General features: G+C 71.4%; 17 protein-coding genes. 10 read left to right on the top strand and 7 right to left on the bottom strand.

Features of this window, described 5'->3' with window-relative positions; all coding sequences use genetic code 11:
* Positions 1-8: 8 nt before the first annotated feature.
* From ACT80S_RS11225 to ACT80S_RS11215, 3 genes are read right to left on the bottom strand one after another with little or no spacing between them, the layout of a single operon-like run.
* Positions 9-992: a tripartite tricarboxylate transporter substrate binding protein gene (locus ACT80S_RS11225; protein ID WP_377415726.1), complete on the bottom strand. Its 984-nt coding sequence runs from the start codon at positions 990-992 to the stop codon at positions 9-11.
* A gap of 33 nt (positions 993-1025) precedes the next feature.
* Complete coding sequence (locus tag ACT80S_RS11220) at positions 1026-1517, bottom strand: MaoC family dehydratase (RefSeq protein WP_377415724.1); 492 nt, start codon at positions 1515-1517, stop codon at positions 1026-1028.
* Between the two features lie 52 nt (positions 1518-1569).
* Positions 1570-2730 (bottom strand): CaiB/BaiF CoA transferase family protein, encoded by a 1161-nt coding sequence (locus ACT80S_RS11215; RefSeq protein ID WP_377415722.1) that lies wholly within the window; start codon positions 2728-2730, stop codon positions 1570-1572.
* A gap of 134 nt (positions 2731-2864) precedes the next feature.
* Here ACT80S_RS11215 and ACT80S_RS11210 point away from each other — a divergent pair, with 134 nt between their 5' ends.
* Entirely contained in the window at positions 2865-3803 is a 939-nt protein-coding gene (locus tag ACT80S_RS11210) for a LysR family transcriptional regulator (protein ID WP_377415720.1), read from the top strand.
* Between the two features lie 15 nt (positions 3804-3818).
* On the opposite strand, the gene dbpA is transcribed toward ACT80S_RS11210, so the two are convergent.
* Positions 3819-5207, bottom strand: coding sequence for an ATP-dependent RNA helicase DbpA (gene dbpA, locus ACT80S_RS11205; protein WP_377415719.1), 1389 nt, complete (start codon positions 5205-5207; stop codon positions 3819-3821).
* A gap of 129 nt (positions 5208-5336) precedes the next feature.
* On the opposite strand from dbpA, the gene ACT80S_RS11200 reads away from it, so the two are divergent.
* From ACT80S_RS11200 to ACT80S_RS11190, 3 genes are read left to right on the top strand one after another with little or no spacing between them, the layout of a single operon-like run.
* Positions 5337-5567, top strand: a complete 231-nt coding sequence (locus ACT80S_RS11200; RefSeq protein WP_377415717.1) for a hypothetical protein — start codon at positions 5337-5339, stop codon at positions 5565-5567.
* 15 nt (positions 5568-5582) lie between these two features.
* Complete coding sequence (locus ACT80S_RS11195; RefSeq protein ID WP_377415716.1) at positions 5583-6860, top strand: DEAD/DEAH box helicase; 1278 nt, start codon at positions 5583-5585, stop codon at positions 6858-6860.
* A gap of 46 nt (positions 6861-6906) precedes the next feature.
* Positions 6907-7164 (top strand): DUF3297 family protein, encoded by a 258-nt coding sequence (locus tag ACT80S_RS11190; RefSeq protein ID WP_377415715.1) that lies wholly within the window; start codon positions 6907-6909, stop codon positions 7162-7164.
* Positions 7165-7180: 16 nt separating this feature from the next.
* Here ACT80S_RS11190 and ACT80S_RS11185 read toward each other — a convergent pair whose 3' ends face one another.
* On the bottom strand, positions 7181-8077 hold the full coding sequence (locus ACT80S_RS11185) for a LysR family transcriptional regulator (RefSeq protein ID WP_377415714.1): 897 nt from the start codon (positions 8075-8077) through the stop codon (positions 7181-7183).
* A 106-nt stretch (positions 8078-8183) separates the two neighbouring features.
* Between ACT80S_RS11185 and ACT80S_RS11180 the strand changes: the two genes are divergently transcribed.
* The 3 genes from ACT80S_RS11180 to ACT80S_RS11170 are packed head-to-tail and all read left to right on the top strand — an operon-like array spanning position 8184 to position 11345.
* Positions 8184-9143 (top strand): hydroxymethylglutaryl-CoA lyase, encoded by a 960-nt coding sequence (locus ACT80S_RS11180; protein ID WP_377415713.1) that lies wholly within the window; start codon positions 8184-8186, stop codon positions 9141-9143.
* Positions 9140-10342 (top strand): CaiB/BaiF CoA transferase family protein, encoded by a 1203-nt coding sequence (locus ACT80S_RS11175; protein ID WP_377415712.1) that lies wholly within the window; start codon positions 9140-9142, stop codon positions 10340-10342. The genes ACT80S_RS11180 and ACT80S_RS11175 overlap by 4 nt, the downstream gene beginning before the upstream one ends.
* A gap of 34 nt (positions 10343-10376) precedes the next feature.
* Entirely contained in the window at positions 10377-11345 is a 969-nt protein-coding gene (locus ACT80S_RS11170) for a Bug family tripartite tricarboxylate transporter substrate binding protein (RefSeq protein ID WP_377415711.1), read from the top strand.
* Between the two features lie 18 nt (positions 11346-11363).
* Here ACT80S_RS11170 and ACT80S_RS11165 read toward each other — a convergent pair whose 3' ends face one another.
* A complete protein-coding gene (locus ACT80S_RS11165; protein ID WP_377415709.1) occupies positions 11364-11864 on the bottom strand; it encodes a pilin in 501 nt (166 codons plus the stop codon).
* A 143-nt stretch (positions 11865-12007) separates the two neighbouring features.
* Positions 12008-12988: a tripartite tricarboxylate transporter substrate binding protein gene (locus ACT80S_RS11160; RefSeq protein WP_377415707.1), complete on the bottom strand. Its 981-nt coding sequence runs from the start codon at positions 12986-12988 to the stop codon at positions 12008-12010.
* A 132-nt stretch (positions 12989-13120) separates the two neighbouring features.
* Between ACT80S_RS11160 and ACT80S_RS11155 the strand changes: the two genes are divergently transcribed.
* The 3 genes from ACT80S_RS11155 to ACT80S_RS11145 all read left to right on the top strand — a co-directional run bounded on the left by ACT80S_RS11155 (position 13121) and on the right by ACT80S_RS11145 (position 16352).
* Positions 13121-13918, top strand: coding sequence for an enoyl-CoA hydratase/isomerase family protein (locus tag ACT80S_RS11155; RefSeq protein WP_377415706.1), 798 nt, complete (start codon positions 13121-13123; stop codon positions 13916-13918).
* A 21-nt stretch (positions 13919-13939) separates the two neighbouring features.
* Positions 13940-15130, top strand: coding sequence for a CaiB/BaiF CoA transferase family protein (locus tag ACT80S_RS11150; RefSeq protein WP_377415705.1), 1191 nt, complete (start codon positions 13940-13942; stop codon positions 15128-15130).
* Positions 15131-15191: 61 nt separating this feature from the next.
* Complete coding sequence (locus ACT80S_RS11145; protein ID WP_377415703.1) at positions 15192-16352, top strand: acyl-CoA dehydrogenase family protein; 1161 nt, start codon at positions 15192-15194, stop codon at positions 16350-16352.
* Positions 16353-16383 lie beyond the last annotated feature (31 nt).

The raw sequence follows: 16383 nt of genomic DNA, 5'->3' as shown, positions 1-16383 counted from the left end.
ACGCGGCATCACTCGAGGGACACCCCGGTCGCCTCGACGACCGGGCGCCACTTGTTCACCTCTGCCTGCAGGTAGGCCTGGAAGGCGGCGGGATCGCGGACCTGCTGCTCAAGCACCAGCCCCTGCGCTTCGAGCGTGGCGACGATCGTGGCGTCCGCGAGGACCTTCTTCAGGGCCTGGTCGATGCGCTCCACCACCGGGCGCGGCGTCCCGGCCGGGGCCAGCAGCCCGTACCAGGTGCTGGCGGAGTACCCCGGCAGGCCGGACTCGGCCACCGTGGGGATCTCCGGCGCGATCTTCACGCGCGAGCTGCTGGTGACCGCGAGCGCCCGGATGCGGCCGGACTTCACATGGGGCAGCAGCGTCATCATGCTGGAGACCATCACCGGCACTTCGCCCGACAGGAGCGCAGGCATGGCCTGCCCGGCGCCCTTGTACGGAATGCGGGTCATGCGGGTGCCCGCGCTCAGGTTGAACAGCTCGGTCGCGAACTGCGTGATGCTGGAGCTGGAGGCGTAGTTCAGGGGCGGGTTGGCCGACTTCGCGTGGCTGACCAGTTCGGGGATGGACCTCACTGGCAAGCCGGCATTCACCGCGACGATGTTGGGCGACTCGCCGACCAGGGTCACCGCGGTGAAGTCCCTGACCGAGTCGAACGGCAGCTTCCGGTAGAGGGAGGCATTGATGGCGTGAGTGCTCGGCGCGAGCAGGAGCGTGAAGCCGTCCGGCTTGGCGCGGGCCACCTGGGCCGCGGCGATGCCGCCATCGGCGCCTGGCCGGTTTTCCACCACGACGCTGGTGCCCAGCGCGCCGCCCAGGGCCTTGGACAAGGTACGGGCGACGAGGTCCGCCGGCCCACCGGCCGAAAAGCCGACGACGAGCTGGATGGCGCGGTCCGTCGGGGCGTTGCTGGCCAGGGCCGGCGCTGCGAGGGCGGCGGCCAGCCCCGCCAGGGCGGCCATGAGCGTACGGCGCGAAGGTTCAGGTTTCATGGGCTCTGTCTCCTCTTGTCATGGGTGATCGGTTCAGGCCGCGCCCCGCCCGGGGTCGCCCGCCAGCAGGCGCTTGGCCACGTAGCGCATGACGGTCACGTCGTCCTGGTTGATGATGGCCACCTCGGATGCCACGACCGCCCGCCCGTGCTTGGAAGTCGGGCGGATGCCCGTGATGCGCACATGGCCGTGGACGGTGTCGCCGACGCGCACCGGCGCCAGGATTTTCTTCTCGACCTCGAGCAGGGCCATCCCCGTGCCCTGGATCATTCCCTGGACCAGCAGGCCCTCGATCAGCGTGTACGTCAGCGCCGCCGGGACGACGCGCCCCGTCATGGCGCCCTGGTGGAGGATGTCGGTGAAGATCACCTCGGTCATGCCGGTGACGGTGATGAAGTTCATCAGGTCGGTCTCCGTCAGGGTGCGCCCGTAGGTCACGAATTCCTGCCCGGGCGCCAGGTCCTGCCAGTAGTAGCCGCGGCCGATCAGGGTGGGGGTAGGGGTGGGGGTGCTCTGGGTGTCCATCGGGTGTCGCTCTCGTCGAAGGGAAAAACGGGAAGGGCGGCCTGGCCGCGGTTCAGGTCGCGGCGGGCGCCGGTCGGCCGGCCAGCTCGGCGATGAGCGCCTCGGTGTGTTCGCCCAGGCGCGGCGGCACGCCCAGCTCAGGCCGGACCCCGTCGAACAGGACGGGCGCGCCGGGAAAGCAGAGAGGCCCCATCACCGGGTCGTCGATCCGCTGGAAGTAACCCACCGCCTGCAGGTGCGGATCGCCCGGCAGGTCTTCCGGCTCGCAGACGGCTGCCGCCGGGATCTCCAGGGCCCCGAGCCGCTCGAGCCAGTCGGCGGTCGGCCGCAGCGCCAGCAGCGAGGCCAGCGTCTCGTACACGAAATCGGTGTGTTCACTGCGCGCCGCGATGTTGGCGAACCGGGGGTCGTCCACCAGGTCGGCGCGGCCGGCATCGTGCAGCAGGTCGCGCCAGTGGCGGTCGGTGTAAGGCATCACGCAGAGATAGCCGTCGCGCGTCGCGAACGGCTTGCGCCACCGCCCGAGGGCCCGTGGATAGCCCATCGTTCCGTCGCGGCCGGCGAAGGTCCGGCCGTGCATGTGTTCCACCAGGGTGTACGACACGATCGACTCGAACATCGGCACTTCGACCGTGCAGCCCCCGCCCTGGCGCTCGCGCCGCACCACGGCGGCCAGGATGGCGCCCGCGGCCATCGCGCCGACGGTCTTGTCCGCGACGATGGTGGGCAGGTAATGCGGCGCACGCTGGCCGTGTCGCCCGGCCAGCGCGGCCAGGCCGGACATGCCCTGGATGATGTCGTCGTAGGCCGGCTTGCCGCCGTAGGGGCCGTCCTGCCCGAAGCCGGTCAGGCTGACATGCACCAGGCGGGGGTTCAGGGCGCGGGCCTGGTCGGCAGCCAGGCCCAGGGCATGCAGCTTCTGGGGCCGGATGTTGTGGACGAGGACATCGGCCGAGCAGATCAGCCGCGCCAGCAGCGGCCGCGAGGCCGGGTCCTTGAGGTCCAGCACGAGGCTGCGCTTGCCGCGGTTGACCCCCAGGAACAGCGAGGCCATGTCCTTCTCGGTCGAGACCCCGGTGCGACGGGAGTCGTCCCCCTCGGGCGGCTCGATCTTGATCACGTCGGCGCCGTAGGACGCCAGGAGCTGGGTCGCGTAGGGGCCCATCACGACATTGCAGAAGTCGATGATCCGGATTCCGTCGAGGGGCAGCATGGTCGGCGTACAGGCCAGTAGTGAAGGGATGGCCGCCACGATAGGACTGGCATCGATCACAAGCCAATACAATATTTCGACGGATTGATCGCATTTCGCGATCAGCCTCAGGCTCCCGCCCGGCAAGGCTCCCCATGAACGACCGGCAGCTTCGGCATTTCCTCGCGCTCGGCGAACTGCTCAATTTCCGCAAGGCCGCGGAGCGGCTGAACATCGTGCAGCCCGCGCTGTCGGCGTCGATCCGCCGCCTCGAGGAGGAGTTCGGCACGCCCCTGTTCGAGCGCACCACGCGCCATGTCCGGCTCACCCCGTCCGGCGAGGCTGCGCTCGCCGAGGCCCGCAAGGCGGTCCAGCACCTCGACCAGGCCCTGCACAATGCCCGGGCCGCGGTCGACGGCACGTTCGGCCACCTGTCCATCGGCTTCGTCGGTTCGGCCAGCTACACGCTGCTGCCCAAGGTCGTGCGGGCCTTCCGCACCGAGTTCCCCGACGTCGTGCTGTCGCTCCAGGAATCCGCCGGCCGCCGGATCCTGCAGTTGATCGAGCAAGGCGAGATGGACCTGGGGCTGGTGCGGACCCCCGCCGTCTTCAGCCCGCACGTCGTGCTCACCCCGGTGGAGCGTGACCAGCTGGTGGCGGTCCTGCCCAACGACAGCCCGTGGGCACCGCCGGCGAAGGCCCGCAGCCTCCCGCTGGCGCGGCTCGCCGCGGCGCCCTTCATCAACTATTCCCATGCCGAGTCGCCGATGCTGCACATGGCGGTGGTCAATGCCTGCCGGGAAGCCGGGTTCTCCCCGAACATCGTGCAGGAAGCGATCCAGGTGCAGACCGTGATCACCCTGGTCGAGAGCGGCCTCGGCGTCGGCCTGGTGCCGGCCGTGGCCGCCCACCACAAGCCCGGCAATGCGCGCCTGATCAAGCTGGCCCACCCGACCCCGGCCTGCGAGACCGGGCTGGCGATCGCCTGGAACCCCGCACACCTGCGCGGGGTGAGCCGCAACTTCATCGATACGCTGCGGCGGGTCACCGCCGCCCGACCGTCCCGCCGGCCGGCGCCGGCCGCCGGGTCGTGAAGGGGGCCGGGCGCCTCAGGCCCCGTCCAGCAGCCGCACCTTCACGCCACGGCCCTTGATGCGCGCCGCATTCAGGCGGCTGGCCGCCTGCGCCGCGATGCTGCGCTCCACCGCGACATAGGTCGAGAAGTCGTTGATGTCGATCTTGCCCACCTGCTCGCGGGTGTAGCCCAGGTCGGCGGTGAGCGCGCCCAGCACGTCGCCCGCGCGGATCTTGTCCTTGCGGCCGGCCTGGATCTGCAGCGTGGCCATCGGCGGCACCAGCGGGCCGCCCGGGGCGGGCTTGAGCTCGGACAGCGGGTGCCATTCGCTCTCGCGGCCCTGCAGCTGGTCGATGCGGCCGACCGCGCCCATCTCGTCCAGGCTGGCCAGGCTCAGCGCCAGGCCGCTCTCGCCCGCGCGGCCGGTGCGACCGATGCGGTGCACATGCACCTCGGGGTCGGGCGTCACGTCGACGTTGATCACCGCCGCCAGGCTGGCGATGTCCAGCCCGCGCGCGGCCACGTCGGTGGCCACCAGCACCGAGCAGCTGCGGTTGGCGAAGCGCACCAGCACCTGGTCGCGCTCGCGCTGCTCCAGTTCACCGTACAGGGCCAGGGCATGGAAGCCCTCGGCCTGCAGGGCGGCGACGAGGTCGCGGCAGCGCGCCTTGGTATTGCAGAAGGCCAGCGTGCTGGCCGGGCGGAAGTGCAGCAGCAGCTGGCTCACCGCCGGGATGCGCTCGCGCTCGGCCACCTCGTACCAGCGCTGCTCGATCTGGCCGCCGGTGTGCTGGGCCTCCACCTTCACCGTGACCGGCTCGCGCATGAAGCGGCTGGCCAGCTTGGCGATGCCCTCGGGGTAGGTGGCGGAGAACAGCAGGGTCTGGCGCTGCGCCGGGCACTGGCTGGCGACCTTGGCGATGTCGTCGAAGAAGCCCATGTCGAGCATGCGGTCGGCCTCGTCCAGCACCAGGGTGTTGAGCGCGTCGAGCTGCAGGCTGCCGCGGTCCAGGTGGTCCATCACCCGGCCCGGCGTGCCGACCACGATGTGGGCGCCATGGCCCAGCGTCGTCACCTGCCCGCGCAGCGGCACGCCGCCGCACAGGGTGACGACCTTGATGTTGTCCTCGGCCCGCGCCAGCCGGCGGATCTCGGCCGTGACCTGGTCGGCCAGCTCGCGCGTGGGGCACAGCACCAGCGTCTGCACCGCGAAGCGGCGCGGGTTGAGGTTGGCCAGCAGGGCGAGTGCGAAGGCGGCGGTCTTGCCGCTGCCGGTCTTGGCCTGGGCGATCAGGTCCTTGCCGAGCAGGGCCGTCGGCAGGCTGGCGGCCTGGATGGGGGTCATCGCCAGGTAGCCCAGGCGCTGAAGGTTGGCCAGGGTGGCGGGAGACAGGGGAAGGGTCGAGAAGTCGGTCGCGGGCATGGTCGATTGTCCGCCATGCCCGGCCGCAGCGCAGCCTTGGCGCCGCCGCGGCGGCCCCGGCGCGGCCACCCGGGTGGGAATGGCGCACGCATGGCGGACAATCGGTGCTTTGGATCAGGACGACAGACGATGGTGGCGCGCAAGAGCGAATGGGCGGTCAAGGTGATGGCGGTGCTGCGGACGGGCAACACCGCCGCCGCGATCGCGCAGATCAAGGTCGCGCCCAGCGTGAAGGACCTCAACGCCCTGCGCACGGCCATGGCCGCCGCCCAGCTGGCCGGCCGCTGGCGCGACGTGGACCTGGCCATCGACGAGAACCATGCCCTGCTCAGCGCACCGCGCCTGCACCGCGCACCCTGAGAAGCGGTGAACCCCATGTCCTTCGACTCCCTGGGCCTGTCCCCGGCGCTGGTGCAGGCCGGCGCGAAGCTCGGCTTTGCCGAACCGACCCCGATCCAGGCCCAGGCCATCCCCGCCGTGCTGCGCGGCGCCGACCTGCTGGGCCTGGCGCAGACCGGCTCCGGCAAGACCGGCGCCTTCGCCCTGCCGGTGCTCGAGCGCCTGCTGGCCCGCCCCGCCGAGGGCCGGCGCCGCGTGCGCGCCCTGGTGCTGGTGCCCACCCGCGAACTCGCCGCGCAGGTGGGCGAGGTGTTCCGCAGCCTGTCGCGTGACGCGGCGCGGCCGCCCAAGGTGGCGGTGCTGTTCGGCGGCGTCTCGGTCAACCCGCAGATGATGGGCCTGCGCGGCGGCGCGGACGTGGTGGTCGCCACGCCCGGCCGCTTGCTGGACCTGCTCGATCGCAACGCGCTGCGGCTGTCCGACGTCGAGGTGCTGGTGCTCGACGAGGCCGACCGCCTGCTGGACCTCGGCTTCGCCGAGGAGCTGGCCCGCGTGCTGGCCCTGCTGCCGGCGCGGCGCCAGAACCTGTTCTTCTCGGCCACCTTTCCGCCGGCGGTGCAGGCCCTGGCCGAGCCGCTGCTGCGCGACCCGGTGCGGGTGGAGCTCACCGCAGCCGACGCGCCGGTACCCGCCATCGTGCAGCGCGCGATCCAGGTCGACGCGGCCCGCCGCACCGCCCTGCTCAAGCACCTGGTGCAGGAGGGCGGCTGGGACCGGGTGCTGGTCTTCGTCGCCACCCGGCATGCCGCCGAGCATGTGGCGCTGAAGCTGTACAACGCCGGCCTCTACGCCACGCCGCTGCACGGCGACCTGACCCAGGGTCAGCGCAACGAGGTGCTGCGCCAGTTCCGCGACGGCGGCTTCGACATCGTGGTCACCACCGACCTGGCGGCGCGCGGCATCGACATCCCCGAGCTGCCGGTGGTGGTGAACTACGACCTGCCGCGCTCGCCCACCGACTACACCCACCGCATCGGCCGCACCGGGCGCGCCGGCGCCAGCGGGCAGGCGATCAGCTTCGTCAGTGCCGCCACCGAGGCGCATTTCCGGCTGATCGAGAAGCGCCAGGGGCTGGTGCTGCCGCGCGAGCAGGTGCCGGGCTTCGAGCCGACGGACCCCTCGCCCGCCGAGGCCGCGCCCGCGCCTGGCCAGGCGCCCGGCAAGCTGCCGCCCGGCACCGGCGGCATCAAGGGCAAGCGCCCGAGCAAGAAGGACAAGCTGCGTGCGGCCGCGGCCGGCAAGGGCGGAAGCTGATCACCGCGCGCCGGGCACGGCCCGCGATGCGGGACAATCCGGCGCCATGACTGACGCCACCCAAAGCCCCGATCGCCCCGCACTCCCCGACCACCTCTCCATCGACCCGCGCAGCCCGCACTACGTCGCGGCCGTGTTCCAGCACGACGTGGGCATTCGCTTCAACGGCAAGGAGCGCCACGACGTCGAGGAGTACTGCGTGAGCGAGGGCTGGATCAAGGTCCCCGCCGGCAAGACCGTGGACCGCAAGGGCAACCCGCTGATGATCAAGCTCAAGGGCCAGGTCGAGGCGTTCTACCGCTGACGGCCCCCGGAGACCCTCAGGCCTTCGCCCGCAGGGCCTCCAGCAGCAGCAGGGCTGCCGGCGGCAGGGTCTCACGCCCCCGGTGGCACAGCACGAACTGGCGCCGCACCCAGGGCTCGTGCAGCGGCAGCAGCTCCACGGCCAGCGCCTCCCCGTAGATCTGCGCCACCTCGCGCGGCACCAGGGCCACGGCCGAGCCGGCCTGGACGAAGCGCAGCGCGGCCTCGTAGCTGCGCACCGTCACCCGGTAGCTCACCGCCTTGGCCACCCGCGCCGCCTCCCGGTGCAGCATCAGCTCCAGGTGCGAGCTCAGGGGCATGCGCACCTGCTCGAAGTCCAGCATGTCGGCATAACGCACCCGTCGCAGCCGCGTCAGCGGGTGGCGCCGGGGCACGGCCACGCAGAGGTGGTCGTTGCGGTAGGGCTCGGTCTTGAGGCCGCCCAGGTCGATCGCATCCCAGCAGATGCCCAGCGAGGCCGCGCCGGCGCGCACGCCCTCCACCACGGCGGGCGAGACCATCTCCTCCACGTCGACCCGGATGTCGCGGTGGGCGGGCTGGCCCAGAAAATGGGCCAGGTCGGCCGCCAGCGACTCCAGCATCACCGCCCCCGTGGCCAGCAGCTGCACCCGGCCGTGCAGGCCGCGGGCCTGCAGCGCCACGTCCCGCTCGATGCGGTCCGCGCTCAGGAGGATGGCCCGGGCATGCTCCAGCACCCGTTCGCCCACCGCCGTGAGCACCACGCCCTGGCGCCGCCGCTCGAGCAGGCGCGCGCCCACCCGGTCCTCCAGCTGCGTCAGCCGCTTGCTCACCGACGAGGCCGACAGCCGCGCCCGGTCGGCCGCACGCCCCAGGCTGCGGCTCTCGCACACCTGCACGAAGACGCGCAGGGAAATCAGGTCGAGGTCGTGCACGGCTCGCTTTCTTTTTGGGAATTTGATGGATTCTAAAAATGAAAAGATTTCCATCAAAGAATCTCTAGACTCGCGCCATCGAGAGACCCCCGCCCGAGGAAGACCCATGGATCCCACCGCCTGGCCCCCCCGCGTGACCCTGCGCGAAGTCGGCCTGCGCGACGGCCTGCAGGCCATCGCCCGCACCCTGCCCACCGAGCAGAAGAAGGAATGGATCCGCGAGGCCTGGGAGGCCGGCGTGCGCGAGATCGAGGTCGGCTCCTTCGTCCCCGCCCGCCTGCTCCCGCAGCTGGCCGACACCGCCGACCTGGTGAGCCATGCCCGCACCCTGCCCGGCCTGAGCGTGTCGGTGCTGGTGCCCAACCTCAAGGGCGCCGAGGCGGCCATGGCCAGCGGCGCGCACTGGATGCTGCTGCCGCTGTCGGCCAGCCACGCGCACAGCCTGGCCAACCTGCGCCGCACACCGGACGAGGTCGTGGCCTCGGTGGCGGAGATGGTCCGCGCCCGCAACGAGCGCGGCAGCGACATCCGCATCGAGGTCGGCATCAGCACCGCGCTGGGCTGCACCCTGCAGGGCGAGGTGCCGGTGGCCGAGGTGCTGCGCCTGCTGGAGGCCGTGCTGGCCCTGGGCGTGGACCGCGTGAGCATCGCCGACACGGTGGGCTACGCCGACCCGCGCCAGGTGGCCGACCTGTTCCGCCAGGCCCGCGCCGTCTGCGGCGACAAGCTCGACGCCGCCCACTTCCACGACACCCGCGGCCTGGGCATCGCCAACGTGATGGCCGCGCTGCACGAAGGCCAGACCCGCTTCGACGCCTGCCTGGCCGGCCTCGGCGGCTGCCCGCACGCGCCCGGCGCCAGCGGCAACGTCGCTACCGAGGACCTGGCCTACCTGTTCGCCAGCATGGGCATCGCCACCGGGATCGACCTGCCGCGCCTGCTCGCGCTGCGCGCCAAGGTGGCCGGCTGGCTGGCGGGAGAATGCCTGAGCGGCAGCATCGCCCGCGCCGGCCTGCCCAAGACCCTTGCCCCGCGCGAGCCCCTGGAATCCCCATCCCACGCATGAACGAGAAGAAAACCTCCCTCCCCCTCGAAGGCCTGCGCGTCGTCGAGTTCACCCACATGGTCATGGGCCCCACCTGCGGCGTGGTGCTGGCCGACCTCGGCGCCGAGGTGATCAAGGTCGAGCCCATCGAGGGCGACCGCACCCGCCACCTGCTCGGCGCGGGCTCGGGCTTCTTCCCGATGTTCAACCGCAACAAGAAGAGCATCCGCATCAACCTGCAGGACCCGAAGGGCGCCGAGGTGGCGCGCCGGCTCTGCGCGACGGCCGACGTGGTGGCCGAGAACTTCAAGCCCGGCTCCATGGCCAAGTACGGCCTGGACTACGCCAGCCTCTCGGCCCGGGACCCGCGCATCATCTACGCCAGCCTCAAGGGCTTCCTGCCCGGCCCCTACGACCACCGCACCGCGCTCGACGAAGTGGTGCAGATGATGGGCGGCCTGGCCTACATGACCGGCCGCCCCGGCGACCCGCTGCGCGCCGGCACCAGCGTGAACGACATCATGGGCGGCCTGTTCGGCGCCATCGGCGTCATGGGCGCGCTGATCCAGCGCGGCATCACCGGCCGCGGCCAGGAGGTGCAGTCGGCGCTGTTCGAGAACAACGTCTTCCTGGTCGGCCAGCACATGCTGCAGTACGCCATCACCGGCAAGCCGGCCGAGCCCATGCCGAACCGCATCTCGGCCTGGGCGGTCTATGACGTCTTCACGGTGAAGGACGGCGAGCAGATCTTCCTGGCCGCGGTGAGCGACCCGCAGTGGCAGACCTTCTGCGACATCCTCGGCTTTGCGGACCTCCAGGCCGACCCGCGCTACGCCACCAACAACGCCCGCGTGGAGCTGCGCGACGCCGAGCTGCTGCCCACCCTGCGCCAGCGCCTCGCGGCCTTCAGCGCGCGCGAGCTGGCCGAGCGCTTCGAGCGCGCCGGCCTGCCCTTCGCGCCCATCGTGAAGCCCGAGGAGCTGTTCGACGACCCGCACCTGCAGGCCACCGGCGGCCTGGCCGAGGTGCGCCTGACCGACGGCCCGCGCGCCGGCTCCACGGCCCGCGCCGCGCTGCTGCCCTTCACGATGGGCGGCGAGCGCCTGGGCGTGCGCGAGCAGCCGCCGACGCAGGGCCAGCACACGGACGAACTGCTCGCGGCCCTCGGGATCGACGCCGCAACCATCGCCCAGCTTCGCGAGACCCGCGCGGTCGCCTGAACCGCCCGCGCACCGACACGACAGGAGACGACGCATGCCCCCCCTCACGATCACCCGCCGCCAGGCCCTGGGCTGGCTCGGCGCCACCGCCGCCGGCAGCGGCCTCGCGCAGGCCGACCGGCCGGTGCGCATCATCCTGCCGGTCAGCGCCGGCTCGGGCGTGGACGCCATCACCCGCGCGGCCTCCGCGCAACTGGGCAAGGCCCTGGGTCAGACGGTGGTCGTGGAGAACCAGCCCGGCGCGGGCGGCGTGGTGGGCACCACGAGCCTGGTGAAGTCGGCGCCCGACGGCCAGACCCTGGGCATGGTGTCGAACAACCACGTGATCTACCCCTCGGTGCTGAAGTCGGTGCCCTTCGACCCGGTGGCCGACATCACCCCGATCAGCGTGGTCTGCGCCACGCCCATGCTGCTGGTGGTCAACCCCTCGGTGCCGGCGAAGAACCTGCGCGAGTTCGCCGACCTGCTCAAGTCGCGGCCCGGCAAGCTGAACTTCGCCTCCTCGGGCAACGGCACCATCCTCCACCTGGGCGCCGAGTTGTTCAAGGACGTCACCGAGACCTTCTCGACCCACATCCCCTACCGCGGAACCGGGCCGATGCTGCAGGACCTGGTGGGCGGCCAGGTGGACTGGGGCGTGGTGGCCCTGCCCGCCGCCCTGGGCCAGGTGCGCGCCGGGCAGCTGCGCGCACTGTGCATCGCCTCGCCCCAGCGCAGCGCCGCGGCTCCGGAGATCCCCACCGCGGCGGAGCAGGGTTTCGCCAGGTACATCGTGGAAGGCTGGGTCGCCGCCGTCGGGCCCAAGGGTCTCGCGCCCGACCTGGTCAGGCGCCTGCACCAGGCCTTCATCACCGCCTACTCGGCGCCCGAGGTGCGCGAGGCGATGGCCAAGCAGGGCAACACCATGATCCTGGGCACCCCTGAAGCAGCAGCGCCGCATTTCCGCGCGGAGCTGGCGCGGTATGCGGCGCTGGTGAAGAAGGCGGGGGTGGTGCCGCAGTAAGCGGCACGGGCGCCGGGATCAGCCCGGCTGCACGTCCTGGCAGCTGGCGGGCAGGTACTTGGCCGGGAAGGGCTTGCCCTTGGCGGGCCCGCACTTCCATTCGCTCACTGTCTTGCCGCCGTCCGCGGTGCCACTCAGCGCCGCGCCGGTGGCGGACAGGGGCCACATGGCAATGGAATTGGCCGACGACGTGACGTCGCCGCCGAGGGTGTTCTCGTCGGCGACCACGGTGATGGCGCCATTGGCATCGACCGGCGCGGACGCCGCGGTCACGTACTTCGACGCCTCGATGCTGCAGACCTGGGGCAGCTTCTTGGAGATATCGGTTTCGGTCGAAGTCTGGTACAGCTCCGACACCGCCGTGCGGCAGCTCGAAAGGGCCAGGAGCAACGAGGTCGACTTGGCCCGGATGGTGTAGTTCTTGTAGGTCGGCATGGCCACGGCCGCCAGGATGCCGACGATCGCCACGACGATCATCAGTTCGATCAGGGTGAAGCCCTGTGCGCTACGCTGTTTCATCTTTCCTCCCTGGCTCGCTTGAGCACTAAAGTTTTACAAAAGGGGGGAAATCGTACGGTCAAACGCGCGTAGCGCGACCGGGCTGCGGGGCCGCAAGCCCGGTTTTTCATTTCGGGAGGCTGACGGCGGCGCGCCGCCGCAGGTCAGTCGAGCTGGGCGCCCGAGTCCTTCACGATCTTCGACCAGCGCACCAGGTCGTCACGCACCAGCGCCGCCAGCTGCTCCGGGGTGCTGGGCGCGGGCTCCACGCCCAGCCCCAGCAGGCGCTCCTTCATGTCGGGCGCGTCGAGCAGCTTCGTGATCTCGGCTTGCAGCTTGGCCACGATCTCGCGCGGCGTGCCCGCCGGCGCGAACAGGCCATACCAGGCGTTCGCATGCAGGCCGGGCAAGGTCTCGGCCAGCGTCGGCAGGTCGGGCGCGAGCTGCGTGCGCTTCTCGGTGCAGGTGCCCACCGCGCGCAGCTGGCCCGTCTTCACGAAGGGCAGCAGGCCGGCGATGCTGCCGAAGGTCATCTGCGCCTGGCCCCCGATCACGTCGGTGGCCGCAGCGGCCGCGCCGCGGTACGGCACGTGGACGATGTCGATGCCGGCGGCGGTCTTGAGCATTTCGCCCAGCATGTGGTTCACCGTGCCGTTGCCGGCCGAGGCGTAATTGAGCTTGCCGGGCTGGGCCTTGGCCAGGGCCACCAGCTCGCGCAGGTTGCGCACCGGCAGCGCCGGGTTCACCGCCAGCATGTACGGGGCCACGCCCACCGTCATCACCGGCTCGAAGTCCTTCACCGGGTCGAAGCCGACGCGCTTGTACAGGAAGGGGTTGATGGTCTGCACGCTCTGCGCGTTCAACAGGAGCGTGTAGCCGTCCTTGGGCTGGCGGGCCACCCAGGTCGTGCCCAGGTTGCCGCCCGCGCCCTGGCGGTTGTCCACGATCACCGGGTTGCCCAGCGCGGTGGCCAGGCGCTGCGCCAGGGCCCGGCCGATGACGTCGTTGGCGCCGCCGGGCGCCTGCGGCACGACGATGGTGATCGGCTTGGTCGGGTACGGGTCGGCGGCGCGGGCGGCACCGGTCCACAGCAGGGGCGCGGCGAGCGACGCGGCGCCCGCCAGCAGTTGGCGTCTGGAGGTCATGAGGGTCTTCATGCGGCGACGGCGGGCGTCGCTATACTTGTACGGACAAGTAGACAGCGTAGCACCGCCGTACCCCAGCGGCAATCCGAGAAGTCACGGATGCGTCGGTGCCGGCTGCCGCACGAGGACCCCATGACCTTTCCCGCCTACGACACCCTCGCGGTGAGCCCGCACGGCGAGCATGTGCTCGTCGTCACGCTGAACCGCCCCGCGGCCCTGAACGCGATCAACACGCAGATGGGGCGCGACCTGCTGGATTGCTTCTCGCGCATCACCGCCGAGCCCGGTGCGGTGCGCTGCGTCGTGCTCACCGGCGCGGGCGACCGCGCCTTCTGCGCTGGCGGCGACCTCAAGGAACGCGACGGCATGACGCAGGCCCAGTGGCAGGCGCAGCACGAGCTGTTCGAGCGCGCGTTCGTCTCGATCATGGAGTGCCCGACCCCGGTGATCGCCGCGGTCAACGGCCACGCCTACGGCGGCGGCCTGGAGACCGCCCTGTGCTGCGACTTCATCTACGCCAGCCGCGAAGCGCGCTTCGCGCTGTCCGAGGTGCGCCTGGGCATCATGCCGGGCGGCTGCGGCACGCAGAACCTGGCGCGCGCGGTGGGCGAGCGCCGCGCCAAGGAGCTGGTGATGACCGCCCGCCCCTTCAGCGCGCAGGACGGCCTGGCCTGGGGCGCCATCAACCAGGTGTGCGAGCCCGGCGCCGTGCTGGCCGAGGCCCTGGCCACTGCGCAGGCCATCGCCGACAACGCGCCGCTGTCGGTGAAGCAGGCCAAGAAGTCGGTCCACTACGGCCTGCAGATGGACCTGCTCACCGGCTACCGCTTCGAGATCGAGGCCTACAACCGCCTCGTCGACACCGAGGACCGCCGCGAGGGCGTGCGCGCCTTCAACGAGAAGCGCAAGCCGGTGTTCACCGGCCGCTGAAGGACAGCAAGGAATCCCCGCATGAAGCCCCTCTCGAGACAACGGGTCATCGACCTGACCCAGAACGTCGCCGGCCCCTACTGCACGCAGATCCTGGCCGACCTCGGCGCCGACGTCGTCAAGATCGAGCGCCCCGGCGCCGGCGACGACACCCGTCACTGGGCGCCGCAGATCGGCGAAGGCATGTCGCCCACCTATGCCACCCTGAACCGCGGCAAGCGCAGCCTCGCGCTGGACCTGGACCATCCCGAGGGCCAGGCCCTGCTGCGGCGGCTGCTGCGGCCCGGCGACATCGTCGTCCACTCGCTCAAGCCCGGCAGCGCCGAGCAGCGCGGCCTGGGCTACGAGGACCTGCAGCCCCTGTGCCCCGGCCTGATCTACTGCGCGCTCAGCGCCTTCGGCAACCTCGGCCCGCTGGCGGCCCTGCCCGGCTACGACCCCCTGATCCAGGCCTACGCCGGGATCATGTCGGTCAACGGCCACGACGGCATGCCGCCGGCGCGCGTGGGCGTGTCGATGGTGGACATGGGCACCGGCCTGTGGAGCGTGATCGGCATCCTCGCCGCGGTGGCCCGCCGCAAGGACACCGGCGAGGGCGCGCGTGTCGACACCTCGCTGCTGGAAACCGGCATGGCCTGGATGACGAACCCCATCGCCAACTACAGCGCCAGCGGCAAGCTGCCGCGCCGCATGGGCTCGGCCACCGCGATGCTCGCGCCCTACGAGGTGTTCGAGACGCTGGACGCGCATGTCTTCATCGGCTGCGGCGCCGACCGCATGTTCCAGAAGCTGGCCGCCGCCCTCGGCCAGCCCGGCCTCGCCGAGGACCCGCGCTTCGCCCGCAACGCCGACCGCGTGGCGAACCGCGACGCGCTGCACGAGGCCATCGCCACCCTCACCCGCGCCCAGACCACGCAGGCCGTGGTCGACCTGCTGCGCGCCGCCGGCGTGCCGGTGAGCGCGGTGAACGACCTGGCCCGCCTGCTGCGCGACGCGCAGGTCGAGGCCCTGGCCCTGCACCACACGATGGACACGCCGGGCCTGGACCCGGTCTGCGCGGTGGGCACGCCGATCCGCTTCGACGGCGAGCGCGCCTACACCCCCCACCTCAGCGCCCGCGTGGGCCAGGACGGCGCGGCCCTGCTGCGCGAGGCCGGCCTGGGCGATGCCGACATCGCCCGCCTGGTGGCCGCCGGGGCGCTGCAGACCTGAGCCCGCGAACCGACCGCCGAGACGACCCGAGCCTACCGAGAGACCCACCGAGAGACCCCCCATGGACTTCGCCTACTCCCAGACCCAGAAGGACATCGCCGAGGCCGTGCGCGGCCTGTGCGCCCGCTTCCCCGACGCCTACTGGCGCCAGTGCGACGCCACCGAGGCCTACCCCGAGGACTTCGTGCGCGCCATGACCGAGGCCGGCTGGCTGGCTGCCCTGATCCCCGAGGCCTACGGCGGCTCCGGCCTGGGCCTGCTCGACGCCTGCGTGATCCTGCAGGAGATCAACGCCGCCGGCGGCAACGGCGCCGCCTGCCACGCCCAGATGTACACCATGGCCAGCGTGCTGGGGCATGGCAGCGAGGCGCAGAAGCAAGCGATCCTGCCGCGCATCGCCGACGGCTCGCTGCGCCTGCAGGCCTTCGGCGTGACCGAGCCCGACGCCGGCTCCAACACGCTGAAGATCAAGACCTTCGCGCGCAAGGTCAACGGCGGCTACGTGATCAACGGCCAGAAGATCTGGACCTCTCGCTTCCGCCAGTCCGACATGTACCTGCTGCTGGCGCGCACCACGCCCTACGAGGACGTGAAGAAGAAGACCGACGGCCTGAGCCTGTTCCTGGTGGACATCGCCAAGGCCGGCAAGTCGCTGCAGCCCCGCACCATCGACACCATGCTCAATCACCACACCAACGAGGTCTTCATCGAGAACCTCGAGATCGGTGAGGAGTGGCGCATCGGCGAGGAAGGCAAGGGCTTCTCCTACCTCCTGGGCTCGCTCAACGCCGAGCGCCTGCTGGTGGCCAGCGAGTGCGTGGGCGACGGCAAGTGGTTCATCGAGCGCGCCCGCCAGTACGCGACCCAGCGCGTCGTGTTCGACAAGCCGATCGGCGCCAACCAGGGCGTGGCTTTCCCCATCGCCAAGGCGCACATGAACCTGAGCGCCGCCGAGCTGATGCGCAACCAGGCCGCCACGTTGTTCGACGCCGGCCAGCCCTGCGGCGGCGAGGCCAACATGGCCAAGTACCTGTGCAGCGAGGCCTCGTGGGAGGCGGCGGAGGCGGCGATGACCACCTTCGGCGGCTTCGGCGTGGCCCGCGAGTACGACATCGAGCGCAAGTGGAAGGAGACCCGCCTGTTCCGCACCGCGCCGATCTCCAACAACCTGGTGCTGGCCTACGTCGCCCAGCACCTGCTCGAGATGCCCCGCTCGTACTGAGTCCCGCCGGCGCGGCGGCTGGCGTGTGCAG

The organism is Ramlibacter sp. MAHUQ-53 (genome assembly GCF_052600055.1).
This window is presented reverse-complemented; position numbering and strand designations above follow the sequence as displayed.